This is a genomic window from Escherichia sp. MOD1-EC7011 (genome assembly GCF_002965005.1).
GTDB classification, from domain to species: Bacteria; Pseudomonadota; Gammaproteobacteria; order Enterobacterales; family Enterobacteriaceae; genus Escherichia; species Escherichia ruysiae.
On record NZ_PTRD01000029.1, the window covers coordinates 37,143 to 52,984 of the forward strand.

The window sequence follows — 15,842 nt, forward strand, 5'->3', positions numbered from 1 at the left end:
GGGTTTTTGAGTCACATTTTTAGCAGACAAGGAGTGACGGGTGAGGCGATTGCCGGGGATTTTACTGCTTACTGGAGCCGCGCTCGTTGTGATTGCTGCGCTGCTGGTCAGCGGCCTGCGTATTGCTTTACCGCACCTCGACGCCTGGCGCCCGGAAATCCTTAACAAAATTGAATCCGCGACGGGTATGCCGGTGGCAGCCAGTCAGCTCTCCGCCAGTTGGCAAAATTTTGGCCCAACACTCGAAGCGCACGACATCCGCGCTGAGTTGAAAGATGGCGGTGAATTTTCGGTTAAACGCGTCACCCTGGCGCTGGATGTCTGGCAGAGCCTGCTGCATATGCGCTGGCAGTTTCGTGACCTCACTTTCTGGCAACTGCGCTTTCGCACCAATACACCCATCACCAGTGGTGGTAGCAATGATAGCCTGGAAGCCAGCCATATCAGCGATCTGTTTCTTCGTCAGTTCGATCACTTCGATCTCCGCGATAGCGAAATCAGCTTCCTGACACCATCCGGTCAGCGCGCTGAACTGGCGATCCCGCAACTCACCTGGCTTAACGATCCACGTAGACACCGTGCGGAAGGTCAGGTAAGTCTCTCCAGTCTGACCGGACAACACGGCGTGATGCAGGTGCGCATGGATCTGCGTGATGATGAGGGACTGTTAAGCAATGGTCGCGTCTGGCTTCAGGCTGATGACATTGACCTGAAGCCGTGGCTCGGTAAATGGATGCAGGACAATATTGCGCTGGAAACGGCACAGTTCTCCCTTGAAGGCTGGATGACCATCGACAAAGGCGATGTGATCGGCGGCGATGTCTGGCTGAAACAGGGCGGTGCAAGCTGGCTGGGCGAGAAAAAAACGCATTCGCTGTCGGTGGATAATCTGACCGCGCACATAACGCGCGAACATTCGGGCTGGCAGTTTTCCATTCCTGATACGCGGATCACCATGGACGGCAAACCCTGGCCGAGTGGAGCTTTGACGCTGGCCTGGATACCAGAACAGGACGTTGGCGGCAAAAACAATAAACGTAGTGACGAACTACGAATTCGCGCCAGCAATCTGGAGCTGGCGGGGCTGGAAGGCATACGCCCATTAGCAGCGAAACTTTCACCTGCGCTGGGTGATATCTGGCGTTCAACCCAGCCGAGCGGCAAGATCAACACGCTGGCGCTGGATATCCCGCTTCAGGCGGCAGAGAAAACCCGCTTTCAGGCGTCGTGGAGCAATTTGGCCTGGAAACAATGGAAATTACTGCCGGGTGCGGAACATTTCTCCGGGACGCTTTCAGGAAGCGTAGAAAATGGTTTGCTGACGGCTTCCATGAAGCAGGCGAAAATGCCTTATGAAACGGTATTTCGCGCACCGCTGGAAATTGCCGACGGCAAGGCAACCATAAGCTGGTTGAATAATGATAAAGGTTTCCAGCTGGATGGGCGTAACATCGACGTTAAAGCCAAAGCCGTCCATGCGCGCGGCGGTTTTCGTTACCTGCAACCTGCTAACGATGAACCCTGGCTGGGGATTCTGGCTGGCATCAGTACCGATGATGGTTCACAAGCCTGGCGCTATTTCCCGGAAAACCTGATGGGGAAAGAGTTAGTCGATTATCTAAGTGGCGCAATTCAGGGCGGTAAAGCGGATAACGCGACCCTGGTTTATGGCGGCAATCCACATCTTTTCCCTTACAAACACAACGAAGGTCAGTTTGAAGTGCTGGTGCCGCTGCGTAACGCGAAGTTTGCCTTCCAGCCGGACTGGCCTGCATTAACTAACCTTGATATTGAACTGGACTTTATTAACGACGGTTTATGGATGAAAACCGATGGCGTTAATCTGGGCGGTGTGCGCGCCAGTAACCTCACTGCGGTGATCCCTGACTACTCGAAAGAAAAGTTGCTTATTGACGCTGACATTAAAGGTTCGGGTAAAGCCGTTGGTCCTTACTTTGATGAGACGCCGCTGAAGGATTCTCTGGGGGCGACCCTACAAGAACTCCAGCTCGACGGCGATGTGAATGCTCGCTTACATCTCGATATCCCGCTGAATGGCGAACTGGTTACAGCGAAAGGTGAAGTGGCGCTGCGCAACAACAGCCTGTTTATCAAACCCCTCGACAGCACCCTGAAAAATTTGAGCGGTAAATTCAGCTTTATCAATGGTGATCTGCAAAGTGAACCACTGACCGCAAGCTGGTTTAACCAGCCACTGAACGTGGATTTTTCCACCAAAGAAGGGACAAAAGCCTACCAGGTTGCGGTGAATCTCAACGGTAACTGGCAACCAGCGAAAACCGGCGTTCTGCCTGAAGCGGTGAACGAAGCGTTAAGCGGCAGCGTGGCGTGGGATGGTAAAGTGGGCATTGAGCTGCCTTATCATGCTGGCGCGACCTATAACGTAGAGCTGAACGGCGATCTGAAGAATGTGAGTAGTCACTTACCTTCGCCGTTAGCCAAACCTGCGGGTAAACCGCTACCTGTAAATATTAAGGTTGATGGCAATCTCAACAGCTTTGAATTAACCGGGCAAGCTGGCACGAATAACCATTTCAATAGCCGCTGGTTGCTCGGTCAAAAGCTGACGCTTGAGCGCGCCATCTGGGCGGCAGACAGCAAAACGCTTCCACCGTTACCGGAACAGAGTGGTGTTGAGTTAAATATGCCGCCAATGGACGGCGCCGAGTGGCTGGCGCTATTCCAGAAAGGCGCGACGGAAAAGGTTGGCAGCGCGGCGAGTTTCCCTCAGCACATTACGTTGCGTACACCGGCGTTGTCATTGGGGAATCAGCAGTGGAATAACCTGAGCATCGTCTCGCAGCCGATGGCAAACGGTACGCAGGTTGAGGCGCAAGGGCGTGAAATCAACGCTACGCTGGCGATGCGTAATAACGCGCCGTGGCTGGCGAATATTAAATATCTCTATTACAACCCGAACGTGACGAAAACCGGTGGTGAATCAACGAATTCATCACCTTTCCCGACTACGGAGCGCATCAGCTTCCGTGGCTGGCCGGACGCACAAATACGTTGCGCAGAGTGCTGGTTCTGGGGGCAAAAATTCGGTCGCATCGACAGCGATATCACCATTTCCGGCGATACGTTAACGCTGACCAATGGACTGATTGATACTGGTTTCTCGCGACTCACTGCCGATGGTGAATGGGTTAACAATCCGGGGAATGAACGTACCTCGCTGAAAGGAAAACTGCGCGGCCAGAAAATTGATGCCGCCGCAGAATTTTTTGGTGTCACGACGCCAATACGCCAGTCGTCATTTAATGTGGATTACGATTTACACTGGCGTAAAGCACCGTGGCAGCCGGATGAAGCGACGTTGAATGGCATCATTCATACCCAACTGGGCAAAGGCGAAATTACCGAAATCAGCACCGGACATGCCGGGCAATTGCTGCGCTTATTGAGCGTTGATGCCCTGATGCGTAAGCTGCGTTTTGATTTCAGAGACACCTTTGGCGAAGGGTTCTATTTTGACTCCATTCGCAGCACCGCGTGGATTAAAGACGGCGTTATGCACACCGATGACACGCTGGTGGATGGCCTGGAAGCGGATATCGCCATGAAAGGGTCGGTGAATCTGGTGCGTCGCGATCTGAATATGGAAGCGGTTGTCGCACCAGAGATTTCTGCGACAGTGGGCGTGGCTGCGGCCTTTGCGGTTAACCCCATTGTCGGCGCGGCAGTATTTGCCGCCAGTAAAGTGCTGGGGCCGCTGTGGAGCAAAGTTTCCATTTTGCGTTATCACATTTCGGGTCCGCTGGACGATCCGCAAATCAACGAAGTATTGCGCCAACCGCGTAAAGAAAAAGCGCAATGATTTGACGAGGGCGCGTAATTGCCCCAATCTCTTATGATAATCGTTGCCAAAGGCCAACGAGCCGGAACATAACCGTAGGCCGGATAAGGCGTTCACGCCGCATCCGGCAGCCGTAAAAAATCCTCTACCGCAGTAACTAACGAGTAGCAAAAACGATGAGTCTGAACCTGGTAAGTGAACAATTGCTAGCGGCGAACGGCCTGAAACATCAGGACTTGTTCGCGATCCTCGGTCAACTGACCGAACGTCGCCTTGATTATGGCGATCTCTATTTTCAGTCGAGCTATCACGAATCCTGGGTTTTAGAAGACCGCATTATTAAAGATGGTTCTTACAACATCGATCAGGGCGTTGGCGTGCGTGCAATCAGCGGTGAAAAAACCGGATTTGCTTACGCTGACCAAATCAGCCTGCTGGCGCTGGAACAGAGTGCGCAAGCGGCGCGTACCATTGTGCGTGACAACGGCGATGGCAAAGTACAGACGCTGGGCGCGGTAGAGTATAGCCCGCTGTATACCTCGGTTGACCCGCTGCAAAGCATGAGCCGTGAAGAGAAGCTGGATATCCTGCGTCGTGTCGATAAGGTTGCTCGCGAAGCGGACAAGCGCGTACAGGAAGTGACTGCCAGCCTCAGTGGCGTCTATGAATTAATTCTGGTTGCGGCGACTGACGGCACGCTGGCAGCGGATGTGCGCCCTCTGGTGCGTCTTTCTGTGAGCGTTCTGGTCGAAGAAGATGGCAAACGCGAACGCGGCGCCAGTGGCGGCGGCGGTCGTTTTGGTTATGAGTTCTTCCTTGCCGATCTCGATGGCGAAGTCCGTGCGGATGCATGGGCAAAAGAAGCCGTGCGTATGGCGCTGGTCAATCTTTCTGCTGTTGCCGCACCTGCGGGCACCATGCCGGTAGTTCTCGGCGCTGGCTGGCCCGGCGTGCTGTTGCATGAAGCGGTCGGTCATGGCCTGGAAGGCGACTTCAACCGCCGTGGTACTTCGGTCTTTAGTGGACAGGTCGGGGAGCTGGTGGCTTCTGAACTGTGTACCGTGGTTGATGACGGCACGATGGTTGATCGCCGTGGTTCGGTAGCGATTGATGATGAAGGTACGCCAGGTCAGTACAATGTGCTGATTGAGAACGGCATCCTGAAAGGTTACATGCAGGATAAACTCAACGCGCGCTTAATGGGTATGAAGCCGACTGGCAATGGTCGCCGTGAATCGTACGCTCACCTGCCAATGCCGCGTATGACCAACACCTACATGCTGCCGGGTAAATCGACCCCGCAGGAAATTATTGAATCCGTTGAGTATGGCATCTATGCGCCGAACTTCGGTGGCGGCCAGGTGGATATCACCTCCGGCAAATTTGTCTTCTCCACCTCAGAAGCGTATCTGATTGAAAACGGTAAAGTAACGAAGCCGGTGAAAGGGGCAACGTTGATTGGTTCCGGCATCGAAACCATGCAGCAGATTTCGATGGTGGGCAACGACCTGAAACTGGATAACGGCGTGGGTGTCTGCGGCAAAGAAGGGCAGAGTTTGCCGGTTGGCGTGGGCCAGCCGACGCTTAAAGTCGATAACCTGACCGTTGGCGGTACTGCGTAATCTATCCTGGCCGGTAAGCGTCGCATCAGGTATTGGTTGTCGGATGCGGTGCTTACCGACTTACGCACATAAATTACTTTTCTTTCCCGCGCCCGTGCATCTCCTGAAACAGCTTACCGACCTCAACAAAATAATCTGTCAGTGAGTTGATCACGACCTGCACCTTCAGTGGCAGCTTATCTTTTTCGGTATATAACGCATAAACCGGGCGTGGATCTGACTGGTAACGCGGCAGCAGGATCTCCAGTTCCCCGCGATTGATCTCGTTGATCACCCACATCAGCGGCACGTAGGCGATGCCGGCGCCTGCCGTCAGCCAGCGCACCAGCGTCATCGGATCATTTGTGACAAACCGTCCTTGCGGGATCAGTCGTGTTGAGATCCCTTCTGGCGCGATCAGTTCAAATTCATTGTCCGGGCGCACGCTGTATTCCAGCCATGAATGACTACTTAAATCGGCGGGTTTTTCCGGTATGCCGTATTGTGTGAGATAGCTTTTAGCTGCGCACACCACCATTGGCATCGCGCCCAGACGGCGGGAAAACAGGCTGGAATCCTGCAATGCGCCGACGCGGATCACCACATCCAGACCATCAGCGATCAGGTCGGGTGCAGGTATACCTGTGACCAGATTCACGCTCAGACCTGGGTACTCTTTCAGCATTTTTGCTGTCAGCCCGGCGAGAACATTTTGTGCCATAGTTGAAGAACAGCCAATGCGCAGCGTCCCGATGGGGGTGTTATTGAAGGCATACAATTGCTCATGGACATCCTGCACTTCATGGAGCATCCGACGGCAGCCCTGGTAGTAAATTCTACCGGCTTCAGTCAAGCCAATGCTGCGTGTGCTGCGGTTTAACAGCTTTACCTGCAACTCATCTTCCAGTTTTGACACCGTCTGACTGATGGACGAAACGCTCATCTGTAGCTGTCTGGCGGCGGCGGTAAAAGAGCCAAATTCAACTACTTTGGCAAACACCGACATGCGTTTTAGTCGTTCCATTATTCACTCTGACTTAAAAGTGATTTAGATCACATAATATAGATAACAGCATAACAGTTACGCTAATATATTAAATATCAATCTACAGCAATGTTGCTCTCGCCCGGCTTTCCATGCCCTTCTCTGCGGCGACAGATGCTGAAAATAATAACGCCTGCTCTCTCTATACAACCAAGGTCAACATGAGTCTGTTTCCCGTTATCGTGGTGTTTGGGCTGTCCTTCCCACCTATATTTTTCGAATTGCTTTTATCACTGGCGATTTTCTGGCTGGTGCGCCGGGTACTTGTGCCAACAGGTATCTACGACTTTGTCTGGCATCCGGCGTTGTTCAACACCGCGCTCTATTGCTGCTTGTTTTATTTGATATCGCGACTGTTCGTTTGAGGTTGAAGTGAAAACACTAATAAGAAAATTCTCCCGTACGGCCATCACGGTCGTATTAGTCATTCTGGCCTTCATCGCAATTTTTAATGCCTGGGTCTATTACACCGAATCCCCGTGGACGCGTGACGCACGCTTTAGCGCCGACGTCGTTGCGATCGCGCCGGACGTATCCGGACTCATTACTCAGGTAAATGTTCATGATAACCAGCTGGTGAAAAAAGGACAGGTACTGTTCACCATCGACCAGCCACGCTATCAAAAGGCGCTCGAGGAAGCGCAAGCCGATGTTGCTTATTATCAGGTGCTGGCACAGGAAAAACGCCAGGAGGCCGGACGTCGTAACCGTCTCGGCATACAGGCGATGTCCCGCGAAGAGATAGACCAGGCCAACAACGTACTACAAACGGTTCTGCATCAATTAGCGAAAGCACAGGCGACCCGCGATCTGGCAAAACTGGATCTTGAACGCACGGTGATCCGCGCGCCAGCAGATGGCTGGGTGACCAACCTCAACGTCTATACCGGTGAGTTTATTACCCGTGGCTCAACGGCGGTTGCGCTGGTGAAACAGAACTCCTTCTATGTGCTGGCCTATATGGAAGAAACCAAGCTGGAAGGGGTGCGCCCGGGGTATCGCGCAGAGATCACGCCGCTTGGCAGTAACAAAGTGCTGAAAGGTACGGTTGATAGCGTCGCTGCCGGGGTCACCAACGCCAGCAGTACGCGCGATGATAAAGGAATGGCGACTATCGACTCTAACCTGGAGTGGGTGCGTCTGGCGCAACGAGTTCCGGTACGTATTCGTCTCGATAATCAGCAAGAGAACATCTGGCCTGCGGGCACCACCGCGACGGTGGTGGTCACTGGCAAACAGGATCGTGACGAAAGCCAGGATTCGTTCTTCCGTAAAATGGCTCATCGCCTGCGTGAGTTTGGTTAATCACGATGGGTATTTTCTCCATTGCTAACCAACATATTCGCTTTGCGGTAAAACTGGCGACCGCCATTGTGCTGGCGCTGTTTGTTGGCTTTCACTTTCAGCTGGAAACGCCACGCTGGGCGGTACTGACAGCGGCGATTGTTGCCGCCGGCCCGGCCTTTGCTGCCGGTGGCGAACCGTATTCTGGCGCTATTCGCTATCGTGGCTTTTTACGCATCATCGGCACATTTATCGGCTGTATTGCCGGGCTGGTGATCATTATTGCGATGATCCGCGCCCCTTTGCTGATGATTCTGGTGTGCTGTATCTGGGCCGGTTTTTGTACCTGGATTTCTTCACTGGTACGAATAGAAAACTCCTATGCGTGGGGACTGGCTGGTTATACCGCGCTGATCATTGTGATCACCATTCAGCCGGAACCGTTGCTGACGCCGCAGTTTGCCGTCGAACGTTGTAGTGAGATCGTTATCGGTATTGTGTGTGCGATTATGGCGGATCTGCTCTTTTCTCCGCGATCGATCAAACAAGAAGTGGATCGAGAGCTGGAAAGTTTGTTGGTCGCGCAATATCAATTAATGCAACTCTGTATCAAGCATGGCGATGGTGAAGTTGTCGATAAGGCCTGGGGCGACCTGGTTCGACGCACCACGGCGCTACAAGGTATGCGCAGCAACCTGAATATGGAATCTTCCCGTTGGGCGCGAGCTAATCGACGTTTAAAAGCGATTAATACGCTATCGCTGACGCTGATTACCCAGTCCTGCGAAACCTATTTGATTCAGAATTCGCGCCCGGAATTGATCACTGATACTTTCCGCGAATTTTTTGACACGCCGGTAGAAACCGCGCAGGACGTCCACAAGCAGCTCAAACGCCTGCGAAGAGTTATTGCCTGGACCGGGGAACGGGAAACACCTGTCACCATTTATAGCTGGGTCGCGGCGGCAACACGTTATCAATTGCTCAAACGCGGTGTTATCAGTAATACAAAAATCAACGCCACCGAAGAAGAGATCCTGCAAGGCGAGCCGGAAGTAAAAGTTGAGTCAGCCGAACGTCATCATGCGATGGTTAACTTCTGGCGAACCACACTTTCCTGCATTCTGGGCACGCTTTTCTGGCTGTGGACGGGTTGGACTTCCGGCAGTGGCGCAATGGTGATGATTGCGGTAGTGACGTCACTGGCGATGCGTTTGCCGAATCCACGCATGGTGGCGATCGACTTTATCTACGGGACGCTGGCGGCGTTGCCGTTAGGGCTGCTCTACTTTTTGGTGATTATCCCAAATACCCAACAGAGTATGTTACTGCTGTGTATCAGCCTTGCCGTGCTGGGATTCTTCCTTGGCATTGAAGTACAGAAACGGCGACTAGGCTCAATGGGGGCGCTGGCCAGCACCATCAATATTATCGTGCTGGATAACCCGATGACGTTCCATTTCAGTCAGTTTCTCGACAGCGCATTAGGGCAAATCGTTGGCTGTGTATTGGCGTTTATTGTTATTCTGTTAGTGCGGGATAAATCACGCGACAGAACCGGACGCGTATTGCTTAATCAATTTGTTTCTGCTGCTGTTTCCGCGATGACCACCAATGTCGCGCGTCGTAAAGAGAACCATCTTCCGGCACTTTATCAGCAGTTGTTTTTGCTGATGAATAAATTTCCCGGAGATTTGCCGAAATTTCGCCTGGCGCTGACGATGATTATCGCGCACCAGCGCCTGCGTGATGCGCCGATCCCGGTTAACGAGGATTTATCGGCGTTTCACCGACAAATGCGCCGCACAGCAGACCATGTGATATCTGCCCGTAGCGATGATAAACGTCGTCGGTACTTTGGGCAGTTGCTGGAAGAACTGGAAATCTACCAGGAAAAGCTACGCATCTGGCAAGCGCCACCGCAGGTGACGGAACCGGTGCATCGGCTTACCGGTATGCTCCATAAGTATCAACATGCGCTGACCGATAGTTAAGTTAAAACCGACGCCAAAAGCGTCGGTTTTTTCATGTCTATACTTAGCGATGAACGGCAGAACTCGCCGCGAAACGTGACGGTGGCAACAGATGAATATCTATACATTTGATTTTGATGAGATTGAGAGTCAGGAGGATTTTTATCGCGACTTTAGCCAAACCTTTGGCCTGGCGAAAGATAAGGTACGCGATCTCGACTCTCTATGGGATGTGTTAATGAATGATGTCCTGCCGCTACCGCTGGAGATCGAATTCGTTCATCTGGGAGAGAAAATGCGTCGCCGTTTTGGCGCGTTAATATTGCTGTTTGATGAGGCAGAGGAAGAGCTGGAAGGGCATTTGCGTTTTAATGTTCGTCATTAGCGCAAAAAAAAAGCCCCCGAACCGGGGGCAATATCGTCGGACAAGACGATGAGGGTTTATTTGTACAGTTCAGCCGTAGCGTGCCAGGTGTCACCGCTACGAGCTTCAGTAATCTGGTAGGCCGTTGCGCCTTTTTCTTCCGCTTTTTTATTCAACATTTCACGCATATCCATCGGCGAAGACGCCACCCCGCTGACGGACACTGTACCGATAGCTTCACGGTTTTGCGCTTGTGCAGCATTAATGGAATCGGCAGCGAAGGCACCGAAAGAGAGAACAGAAAGTACGCTTAATACAGCAACAGTGGTTTTGATTTTCATGATTTTTACCTCGACATAATCTTTTAGCTGGGCCTTTGTTTCGTGACCCATATCACAAAATCAAGTATACACTAATTATTTAGCTAATTAATACCACGCTAACTGTTTCTATTGGATTTAAAGTGTTAAAAATATTAATTTTTATAACAAAGTGGAATTAAAAACATAGGACACCATTATAAATGTCATTAATTTCAATATGATATCGTTTTTTGCATAATGTGCGATTATTACCCTATGTATTCGATATGTGAATGTTTTGTCGCAGCAAAGCGCACTATTCGTTAATAGATGACAGGGGAAAGCAGGGGGATAAGAGGAGAATGCAGCATTTTTCCCGCCGCCAGAAGCGGCGGGGTAGAGATTAAAGCTCCTGGTCGAACAGCTCTAAAATCGCTTCGTACAGGTCTTTGACGGTAAAACCTTTAGCAGGGGTGGTAAAGATGGTGTCATCACCGGCAATGGTGCCAAGAATACCTTCTGCTTTGCCCAGAGAGTCCAGCAGACGCGCAATTAATTGTGCCGCGCCAGGGCTGGTATGAATCACCACAACAGCGTCATTGTAGTCGATATCCAGCACCAGATTTTTCAGCGGACTGGAGGTGGTTGGTACGCCCAGTTCAGCTGGCAGGCAGTAAACCATTTCCATCTTGGCATTGCGGGTACGTACAGCACCAAACTTGGTTAACATCCGCGAGACTTTAGACTGGTTAATATTGTCAAAGCCTTGCTCCTGCAATGCGGCGACAATTTCGCCCTGGGAGCTAAATTTCTCTTCTTTAAGTAACGCTTTAAACGCTTTAACTAATTCTTCTTGCTTAGCCGAGCTTCGCATAAGTCACCCGATATGGTGGTTGATACAACATTATTGTGCATACAGATGAATTTTTATGCAAACAGTCTGCCCTGGAGAAGGCTGAAATAATGTTATGAAAGAGCGGGATTTTATCAAATTTCGTTATTGAGAAACATGCCTGCGTCACGGCATGTAAATTTCGCTTAAAAGTAAATTAATTGTTATCAAAATGATGTTGTTTTGGCTGAACGGTAGGGTATATTGTCACCACCTGTTGGAATGTTGCCCTAATGCATAAGCGACTGTTAATTACGTAAGTTAGCTCCCTGATTACGTCAATTAAATGCATAAACGCCAAATTTGCGTGACTACACATTCTTGAGAAGTGGTCATTGTAAACAGGGAATTTGTGGATTAAGGTCGCGGCAGCGGAGCAACATATCTTAGTTTATCAATATAATAAGGAGTTTAGGATGAAAGTCGCAGTCCTCGGCGCTGCTGGTGGTATCGGCCAGGCGCTTGCACTACTGTTAAAAACCCAACTGCCTTCAGGTTCAGAACTCTCCCTGTATGATATCGCTCCAGTCACTCCCGGTGTGGCCGTCGACCTGAGCCATATCCCTACTGCTGTGAAAATCAAAGGTTTTTCTGGTGAAGATGCGACCCCTGCTCTGGAAGGCGCAGATGTCGTTCTTATTTCTGCAGGTGTTGCGCGTAAACCGGGTATGGATCGTTCCGACCTGTTTAACGTTAACGCCGGTATCGTGAAAAACCTGGTACAGCAAGTTGCGAAAACTTGCCCGAAAGCGTGCATTGGTATTATCACTAACCCGGTGAACACCACTGTGGCTATCGCTGCAGAAGTGCTGAAAAAAGCCGGTGTTTATGACAAAAACAAACTGTTCGGCGTTACCACGCTGGATATCATTCGTTCCAACACCTTTGTTGCGGAACTGAAAGGCAAACAGCCGGGCGAAGTTGAAGTGCCGGTTATTGGCGGTCACTCTGGTGTTACCATTCTGCCGCTGCTGTCTCAGGTTCCTGGCGTAAGCTTCACCGAACAAGAAGTGGCTGATTTGACCAAACGTATCCAGAACGCGGGTACTGAAGTGGTTGAAGCGAAAGCCGGTGGCGGGTCTGCAACCCTGTCTATGGGCCAGGCCGCTGCACGTTTTGGTCTATCTCTGGTTCGCGCACTGCAGGGCGAACAAGGCGTTGTAGAATGTGCCTACGTTGAAGGCGATGGTCAGTACGCACGTTTCTTCTCTCAACCGCTGCTGCTGGGTAAAAACGGCGTGGAAGAGCGTAAATCTATCGGCACCCTGAGCGCATTTGAACAGAACGCACTGGAAGGTATGCTGGATACGCTGAAGAAAGATATCGCCCTGGGCGAAGAGTTCGTTAATAAATAATTGATTAGCAGATAATAAAAAACCGGAGCACAGACTCCGGTTTTTTGTTTTGAGCGCACGACTTAATTAGTCGCTGGATATTCCTGAATGGTGACCTGCAACGTTAGCTGCTTATCGTCACGCATCACTACAACTGGGATCACTGAGCCAGGTCGGATTTCCGCAACCTGATCCATCGTCTCCAGTGCGGAGATGGCTGGTTTGTTATCCACCGAGATAATCAGATCGTTGACCTGGATACCCGCATTCGCCGCCGGACCATCAGGTGACACTTCGTTAACCACAATTCCTTGCAGTTGATCGATACCGCCGCCCTGCGCGTGCAAAGGTGCGATTTCTCGTCCACCAATGCCAATGTATCCACGGATCACGCGACCATCGCGGATCAGCTTATCCATAATTTTGGTTGCTAACTGGAAAGGAATCGCAAAGCCGATACCTTCCGGCGTTTCGCCATCGTTACTCTTATCAAACGACAGCGTGTTGATACCCATCAGTTCTCCCAGCGAGTTCACCAGCGCGCCGCCGGAGTTACCGTGGTTAATGGAAGCATCGGTTTGCAGGAAGTTTTGCCGCCCGGTCGGGTTCAGGCCGATTCGACCTGTGGCACTGATAATGCCCTGGGTAATGGTCTGCCCAAGGTTATACGGGTTACCGATCGCCAGCACCACATCGCCAATGTGCGGTACGCGTCGTGAATTGATAGGAATAGTGGGTAAACCACCAGTGGCATTAATTTTAAGCACCGCCAGATCGGTTAGAGAGTCAGATCCCACCAGTAATGCTTCAAAAACACGACCATCCTGTAAGGCGACGATGATCTGATCGGCGTCGTTGATCACGTGTTTATTGGTGATGATATAACCGCGTTGATCCATGATCACGCCAGATCCCAGTGTACGGATCTCAAGCTGGTTGTGTGAGGCGGTGTTCAAACCACGGTTATAAACGTTGACTACCGCTGGCGCGGCGCGGCGAACCGCCAGATTATAGCTGGCAGGCGTCTCATCGGTACTGTCGAATTGCGGTGTGGAAAGCGGGTTAATGCTGCGCAGCGAAGGCATGGCAACCAGCAGAATAGCGCCGACAATTAATCCAATCGCAACGGAACGTAAGAGCTTCACAAACATGATGGAGGCGTCATTAAAAAAGGGAACGGCAGCAGCATACCACGAGTTAACCGGACATCACACGTCAGCCTGATGCCCGGTTTACGACATTAACGCATTAGCAGGTAAATGCTCTCATTGCCACGTACGATCTGCAGGGCGATGATGGCCGGTTTTGTCGCCAGCACTTTGCGCATTTCAGCGATCGAATTCACCCGATCGCGGTTGACGCCAATGATCACATCATCTTTTTGCAATCCAGCCTGAGCGGCGGAGCTTCCTTTGACAACCTCATCGATCTTAATACCTTTGCCGCCATCTTTTAGCTGACCGTCACTCAACGTCGCGCCTTCCAGCGCAGGTGTGATCATCTCGGCACTGGCTGACGATGAGGTGCTGGTATCGAGCGTCACTTCTACTTCCAGCGGTTTGCCGTTACGCAGCAGGCCGAGTTTCACTTTCGTGCCCGGTTCGGTGGTCGCGATACGAGAACGCAACTCAGCAAAGCTATTCAGCGGTTTGCCGTTGAGACTGGTAATAATATCGCCTGCTTTCACGCCTGCTTTTGCCGAGCCAGAACCTGGCAGCACTTCGCTGACAAACGCGCCGCGCTGAACGTCTAAATTAAATGCTTTGGCGATATCGGCACTCATTTCGGTGCCTTTAATGCCTAACAGGCCGCGTTTGATTTCACCAAAGTCGATAAGTTGCTGCGCCAGGGTACGCGCCATATTACTCGGAATGGCAAAACCAATTCCTACGCTACCGCCGCCCGGGGCAAGGATTGCGGTGTTGATGCCAATTAATTCACCGTTAAGGTTTAACAGTGCACCGCCGGAGTTACCACGGTTAATAGAGGCATCGGTCTGAATAAAGTTTTCCAGACCTTCGAGATTTAACCCGCTGCGGCCTAATGCGGAAACAATCCCGGAGGTGGCGGTTTGCCCAAGACCAAACGGGTTGCCGACCGCGACGGCAAAATCACCGACGCGCAGTTTATCGGAGTCGGCAATGGCAATTTGCGTTAATTTACCGGGATTCTGAATTTGCAACAGGGCAATATCGCTCTGCTCATCACCGCCAATCAGCTTTGCATCAAACTCACGCCCGTCATTGAGTTGAATACTGATTTTCTGTGCCTGATTAATGACGTGATTGTTGGTCAGCACATAACCTTTATTGGCATTGATTATGACGCCGGAACCTAAACCTTCGAAAGGTTGCGCAGGCTGATCCGGTAAATCATCACCAAAAAACTTTTTGAATTCTTCCGGAATTTTCTGCTCCTGGCTGGCGGTTCCTTCGACTCGAACACTGACCACTGCGGGAAGCACTTTTTCCAGCATCGGCGCCAGACTGGGCAGTGGCGCTTGACCGGCAACCTGGCCGGGAATCGATGCGATGGCCTGAAACGGCGCCGAGAGAGTTAACCCGACACTTAACGCTAATGCACTCAACAGCTGGGTTTGCTTTTTCATTATTCCTGCTCTCGTACCTGAATGATAAGAAAAAGAGATTCAAAACAGTTTGATGTTATTGAATTTTCAGATGGTAAACAATGAGACACCAGATTAAATGATAGTCGGGGGAAGAAGAGAAGAGGAGGGCGCAATGGCTGCGCCCGAAAAATAAATTAGTCGCGCTTCGCGCCGGTACGTAACAGGCCGGATGCACCTTCAGAATAGTCACGCGGCATCTGCACCGGAGCCTGATCGTTGCTGGCTTCAGATTCTGCCAGACGATTGCGGAACGGGTTGGCTTCAGCAGACAGTTCCGGCAGCAGGCTGCTGGAGCTTTTCGCCATGTGTTGATACAGCTGGCGATAGTCGTGCGCCATAGTATCCAGTAATTCCGCGCTGCGGGCAAAGTGGTTAACCAGCTCTTCGCGATACTCGTCCAGTTCAGCTTTATTCTTTTCAAGTTCGTACTGCAACGCCTGTTGCTGGCGCAGTTTACGATTACCAAAACGCATGGCCACAGCACCAATAATGATGCCGACGACTAACCCAATTAGCGCATATTCCCAGGTCATGAACATCTCCCGTTGTCTTTTGTTTCCGTAGGGTGTTGGCTTCAGGCTCCATGCCTGCGGCTGAT

General features: G+C 51.4%; 13 protein-coding genes. 7 read left to right on the top strand and 6 right to left on the bottom strand.

Features of this window, described 5'->3' with window-relative positions:
* Positions 1-40: 40 nt before the first annotated feature.
* Together yhdP and tldD are read left to right on the top strand one after the other, a co-directional pair.
* Complete coding sequence (gene yhdP / locus A7098_RS15390) at positions 41-3,841, top strand: AsmA2 domain-containing protein YhdP (protein WP_105281046.1); 3,801 nt, start codon at positions 41-43, stop codon at positions 3,839-3,841.
* A 155-nt stretch (positions 3,842-3,996) separates the two neighbouring features.
* Positions 3,997-5,442, top strand: coding sequence for a metalloprotease TldD (gene tldD, locus A7098_RS15395; RefSeq protein WP_105281047.1), 1,446 nt, complete (start codon positions 3,997-3,999; stop codon positions 5,440-5,442).
* A gap of 73 nt (positions 5,443-5,515) precedes the next feature.
* Here the strand turns inward: tldD and aaeR are convergent, their stop codons facing one another.
* On the bottom strand, positions 5,516-6,445 hold the full coding sequence (aaeR, locus tag A7098_RS15400) for an HTH-type transcriptional activator AaeR (RefSeq protein ID WP_000440317.1): 930 nt from the start codon (positions 6,443-6,445) through the stop codon (positions 5,516-5,518).
* A 182-nt stretch (positions 6,446-6,627) separates the two neighbouring features.
* Between aaeR and aaeX the strand changes: the two genes are divergently transcribed.
* From aaeX to A7098_RS15420, 4 genes are all read left to right on the top strand, one after another.
* On the top strand, positions 6,628-6,831 hold the full coding sequence (gene aaeX / locus A7098_RS15405) for a p-hydroxybenzoic acid efflux pump operon protein AaeX (protein WP_000051841.1): 204 nt from the start codon (positions 6,628-6,630) through the stop codon (positions 6,829-6,831).
* Between the two features lie 7 nt (positions 6,832-6,838).
* Positions 6,839-7,771: a p-hydroxybenzoic acid efflux pump subunit AaeA gene (gene aaeA, locus A7098_RS15410; RefSeq protein ID WP_000854026.1), complete on the top strand. Its 933-nt coding sequence runs from the start codon at positions 6,839-6,841 to the stop codon at positions 7,769-7,771.
* Positions 7,772-7,776: 5 nt separating this feature from the next.
* Positions 7,777-9,744, top strand: coding sequence for a p-hydroxybenzoic acid efflux pump subunit AaeB (aaeB, locus tag A7098_RS15415; RefSeq protein WP_000510934.1), 1,968 nt, complete (start codon positions 7,777-7,779; stop codon positions 9,742-9,744).
* A 91-nt stretch (positions 9,745-9,835) separates the two neighbouring features.
* A complete protein-coding gene (locus A7098_RS15420; RefSeq protein ID WP_001029011.1) occupies positions 9,836-10,108 on the top strand; it encodes a barstar family protein in 273 nt (90 codons plus the stop codon).
* Between the two features lie 56 nt (positions 10,109-10,164).
* Here A7098_RS15420 and yhcN read toward each other — a convergent pair whose 3' ends face one another.
* Positions 10,165-10,428, bottom strand: coding sequence for a peroxide/acid stress response protein YhcN (yhcN, locus tag A7098_RS15425; protein ID WP_010345287.1), 264 nt, complete (start codon positions 10,426-10,428; stop codon positions 10,165-10,167).
* Between the two features lie 364 nt (positions 10,429-10,792).
* Complete coding sequence (gene argR, locus A7098_RS15430) at positions 10,793-11,263, bottom strand: transcriptional regulator ArgR (protein ID WP_001257843.1); 471 nt, start codon at positions 11,261-11,263, stop codon at positions 10,793-10,795.
* A 434-nt stretch (positions 11,264-11,697) separates the two neighbouring features.
* On the opposite strand from argR, the gene mdh reads away from it, so the two are divergent.
* Positions 11,698-12,636 (top strand): malate dehydrogenase, encoded by a 939-nt coding sequence (gene mdh, locus A7098_RS15435; protein ID WP_001295272.1) that lies wholly within the window; start codon positions 11,698-11,700, stop codon positions 12,634-12,636.
* 62 nt (positions 12,637-12,698) lie between these two features.
* Here mdh and degS read toward each other — a convergent pair whose 3' ends face one another.
* From degS to zapG, 3 genes are all read right to left on the bottom strand, one after another.
* The gene (degS, locus tag A7098_RS15440; RefSeq protein WP_000497715.1) at positions 12,699-13,766 is read right to left on the bottom strand and encodes an outer membrane-stress sensor serine endopeptidase DegS; all 1,068 of its coding nucleotides are present in this window, start codon (positions 13,764-13,766) and stop codon (positions 12,699-12,701) included.
* 89 nt (positions 13,767-13,855) lie between these two features.
* Entirely contained in the window at positions 13,856-15,223 is a 1,368-nt protein-coding gene (gene degQ, locus A7098_RS15445; RefSeq protein ID WP_105281048.1) for a serine endoprotease DegQ, read from the bottom strand.
* 155 nt (positions 15,224-15,378) lie between these two features.
* Complete coding sequence (gene zapG, locus A7098_RS15450; protein ID WP_010345273.1) at positions 15,379-15,777, bottom strand: Z-ring associated protein ZapG; 399 nt, start codon at positions 15,775-15,777, stop codon at positions 15,379-15,381.
* Between the last annotated feature and the right edge of the window lie 65 nt (positions 15,778-15,842).

Coding starts and splice junctions, on each gene's coding strand:
- tldD (WP_105281047.1), top strand. CDS start 3,997: ATGAGTCTGAACCTGGTAAGTGAACAATTGCTAGCGGCGAACGGCCTG.
- aaeR (WP_000440317.1), bottom strand. CDS start 6,445: ATGGAACGACTAAAACGCATGTCGGTGTTTGCCAAAGTAGTTGAATTT.
- aaeX (WP_000051841.1), top strand. CDS start 6,628: ATGAGTCTGTTTCCCGTTATCGTGGTGTTTGGGCTGTCCTTCCCACCT.
- aaeB (WP_000510934.1), top strand. CDS start 7,777: ATGGGTATTTTCTCCATTGCTAACCAACATATTCGCTTTGCGGTAAAA.
- A7098_RS15420 (WP_001029011.1), top strand. CDS start 9,836: ATGAATATCTATACATTTGATTTTGATGAGATTGAGAGTCAGGAGGAT.
- yhcN (WP_010345287.1), bottom strand. CDS start 10,428: ATGAAAATCAAAACCACTGTTGCTGTATTAAGCGTACTTTCTGTTCTC.
- argR (WP_001257843.1), bottom strand. CDS start 11,263: ATGCGAAGCTCGGCTAAGCAAGAAGAATTAGTTAAAGCGTTTAAAGCG.
- mdh (WP_001295272.1), top strand. CDS start 11,698: ATGAAAGTCGCAGTCCTCGGCGCTGCTGGTGGTATCGGCCAGGCGCTT.
- degS (WP_000497715.1), bottom strand. CDS start 13,766: ATGTTTGTGAAGCTCTTACGTTCCGTTGCGATTGGATTAATTGTCGGC.
- degQ (WP_105281048.1), bottom strand. CDS start 15,223: ATGAAAAAGCAAACCCAGCTGTTGAGTGCATTAGCGTTAAGTGTCGGG.
- zapG (WP_010345273.1), bottom strand. CDS start 15,777: ATGACCTGGGAATATGCGCTAATTGGGTTAGTCGTCGGCATCATTATT.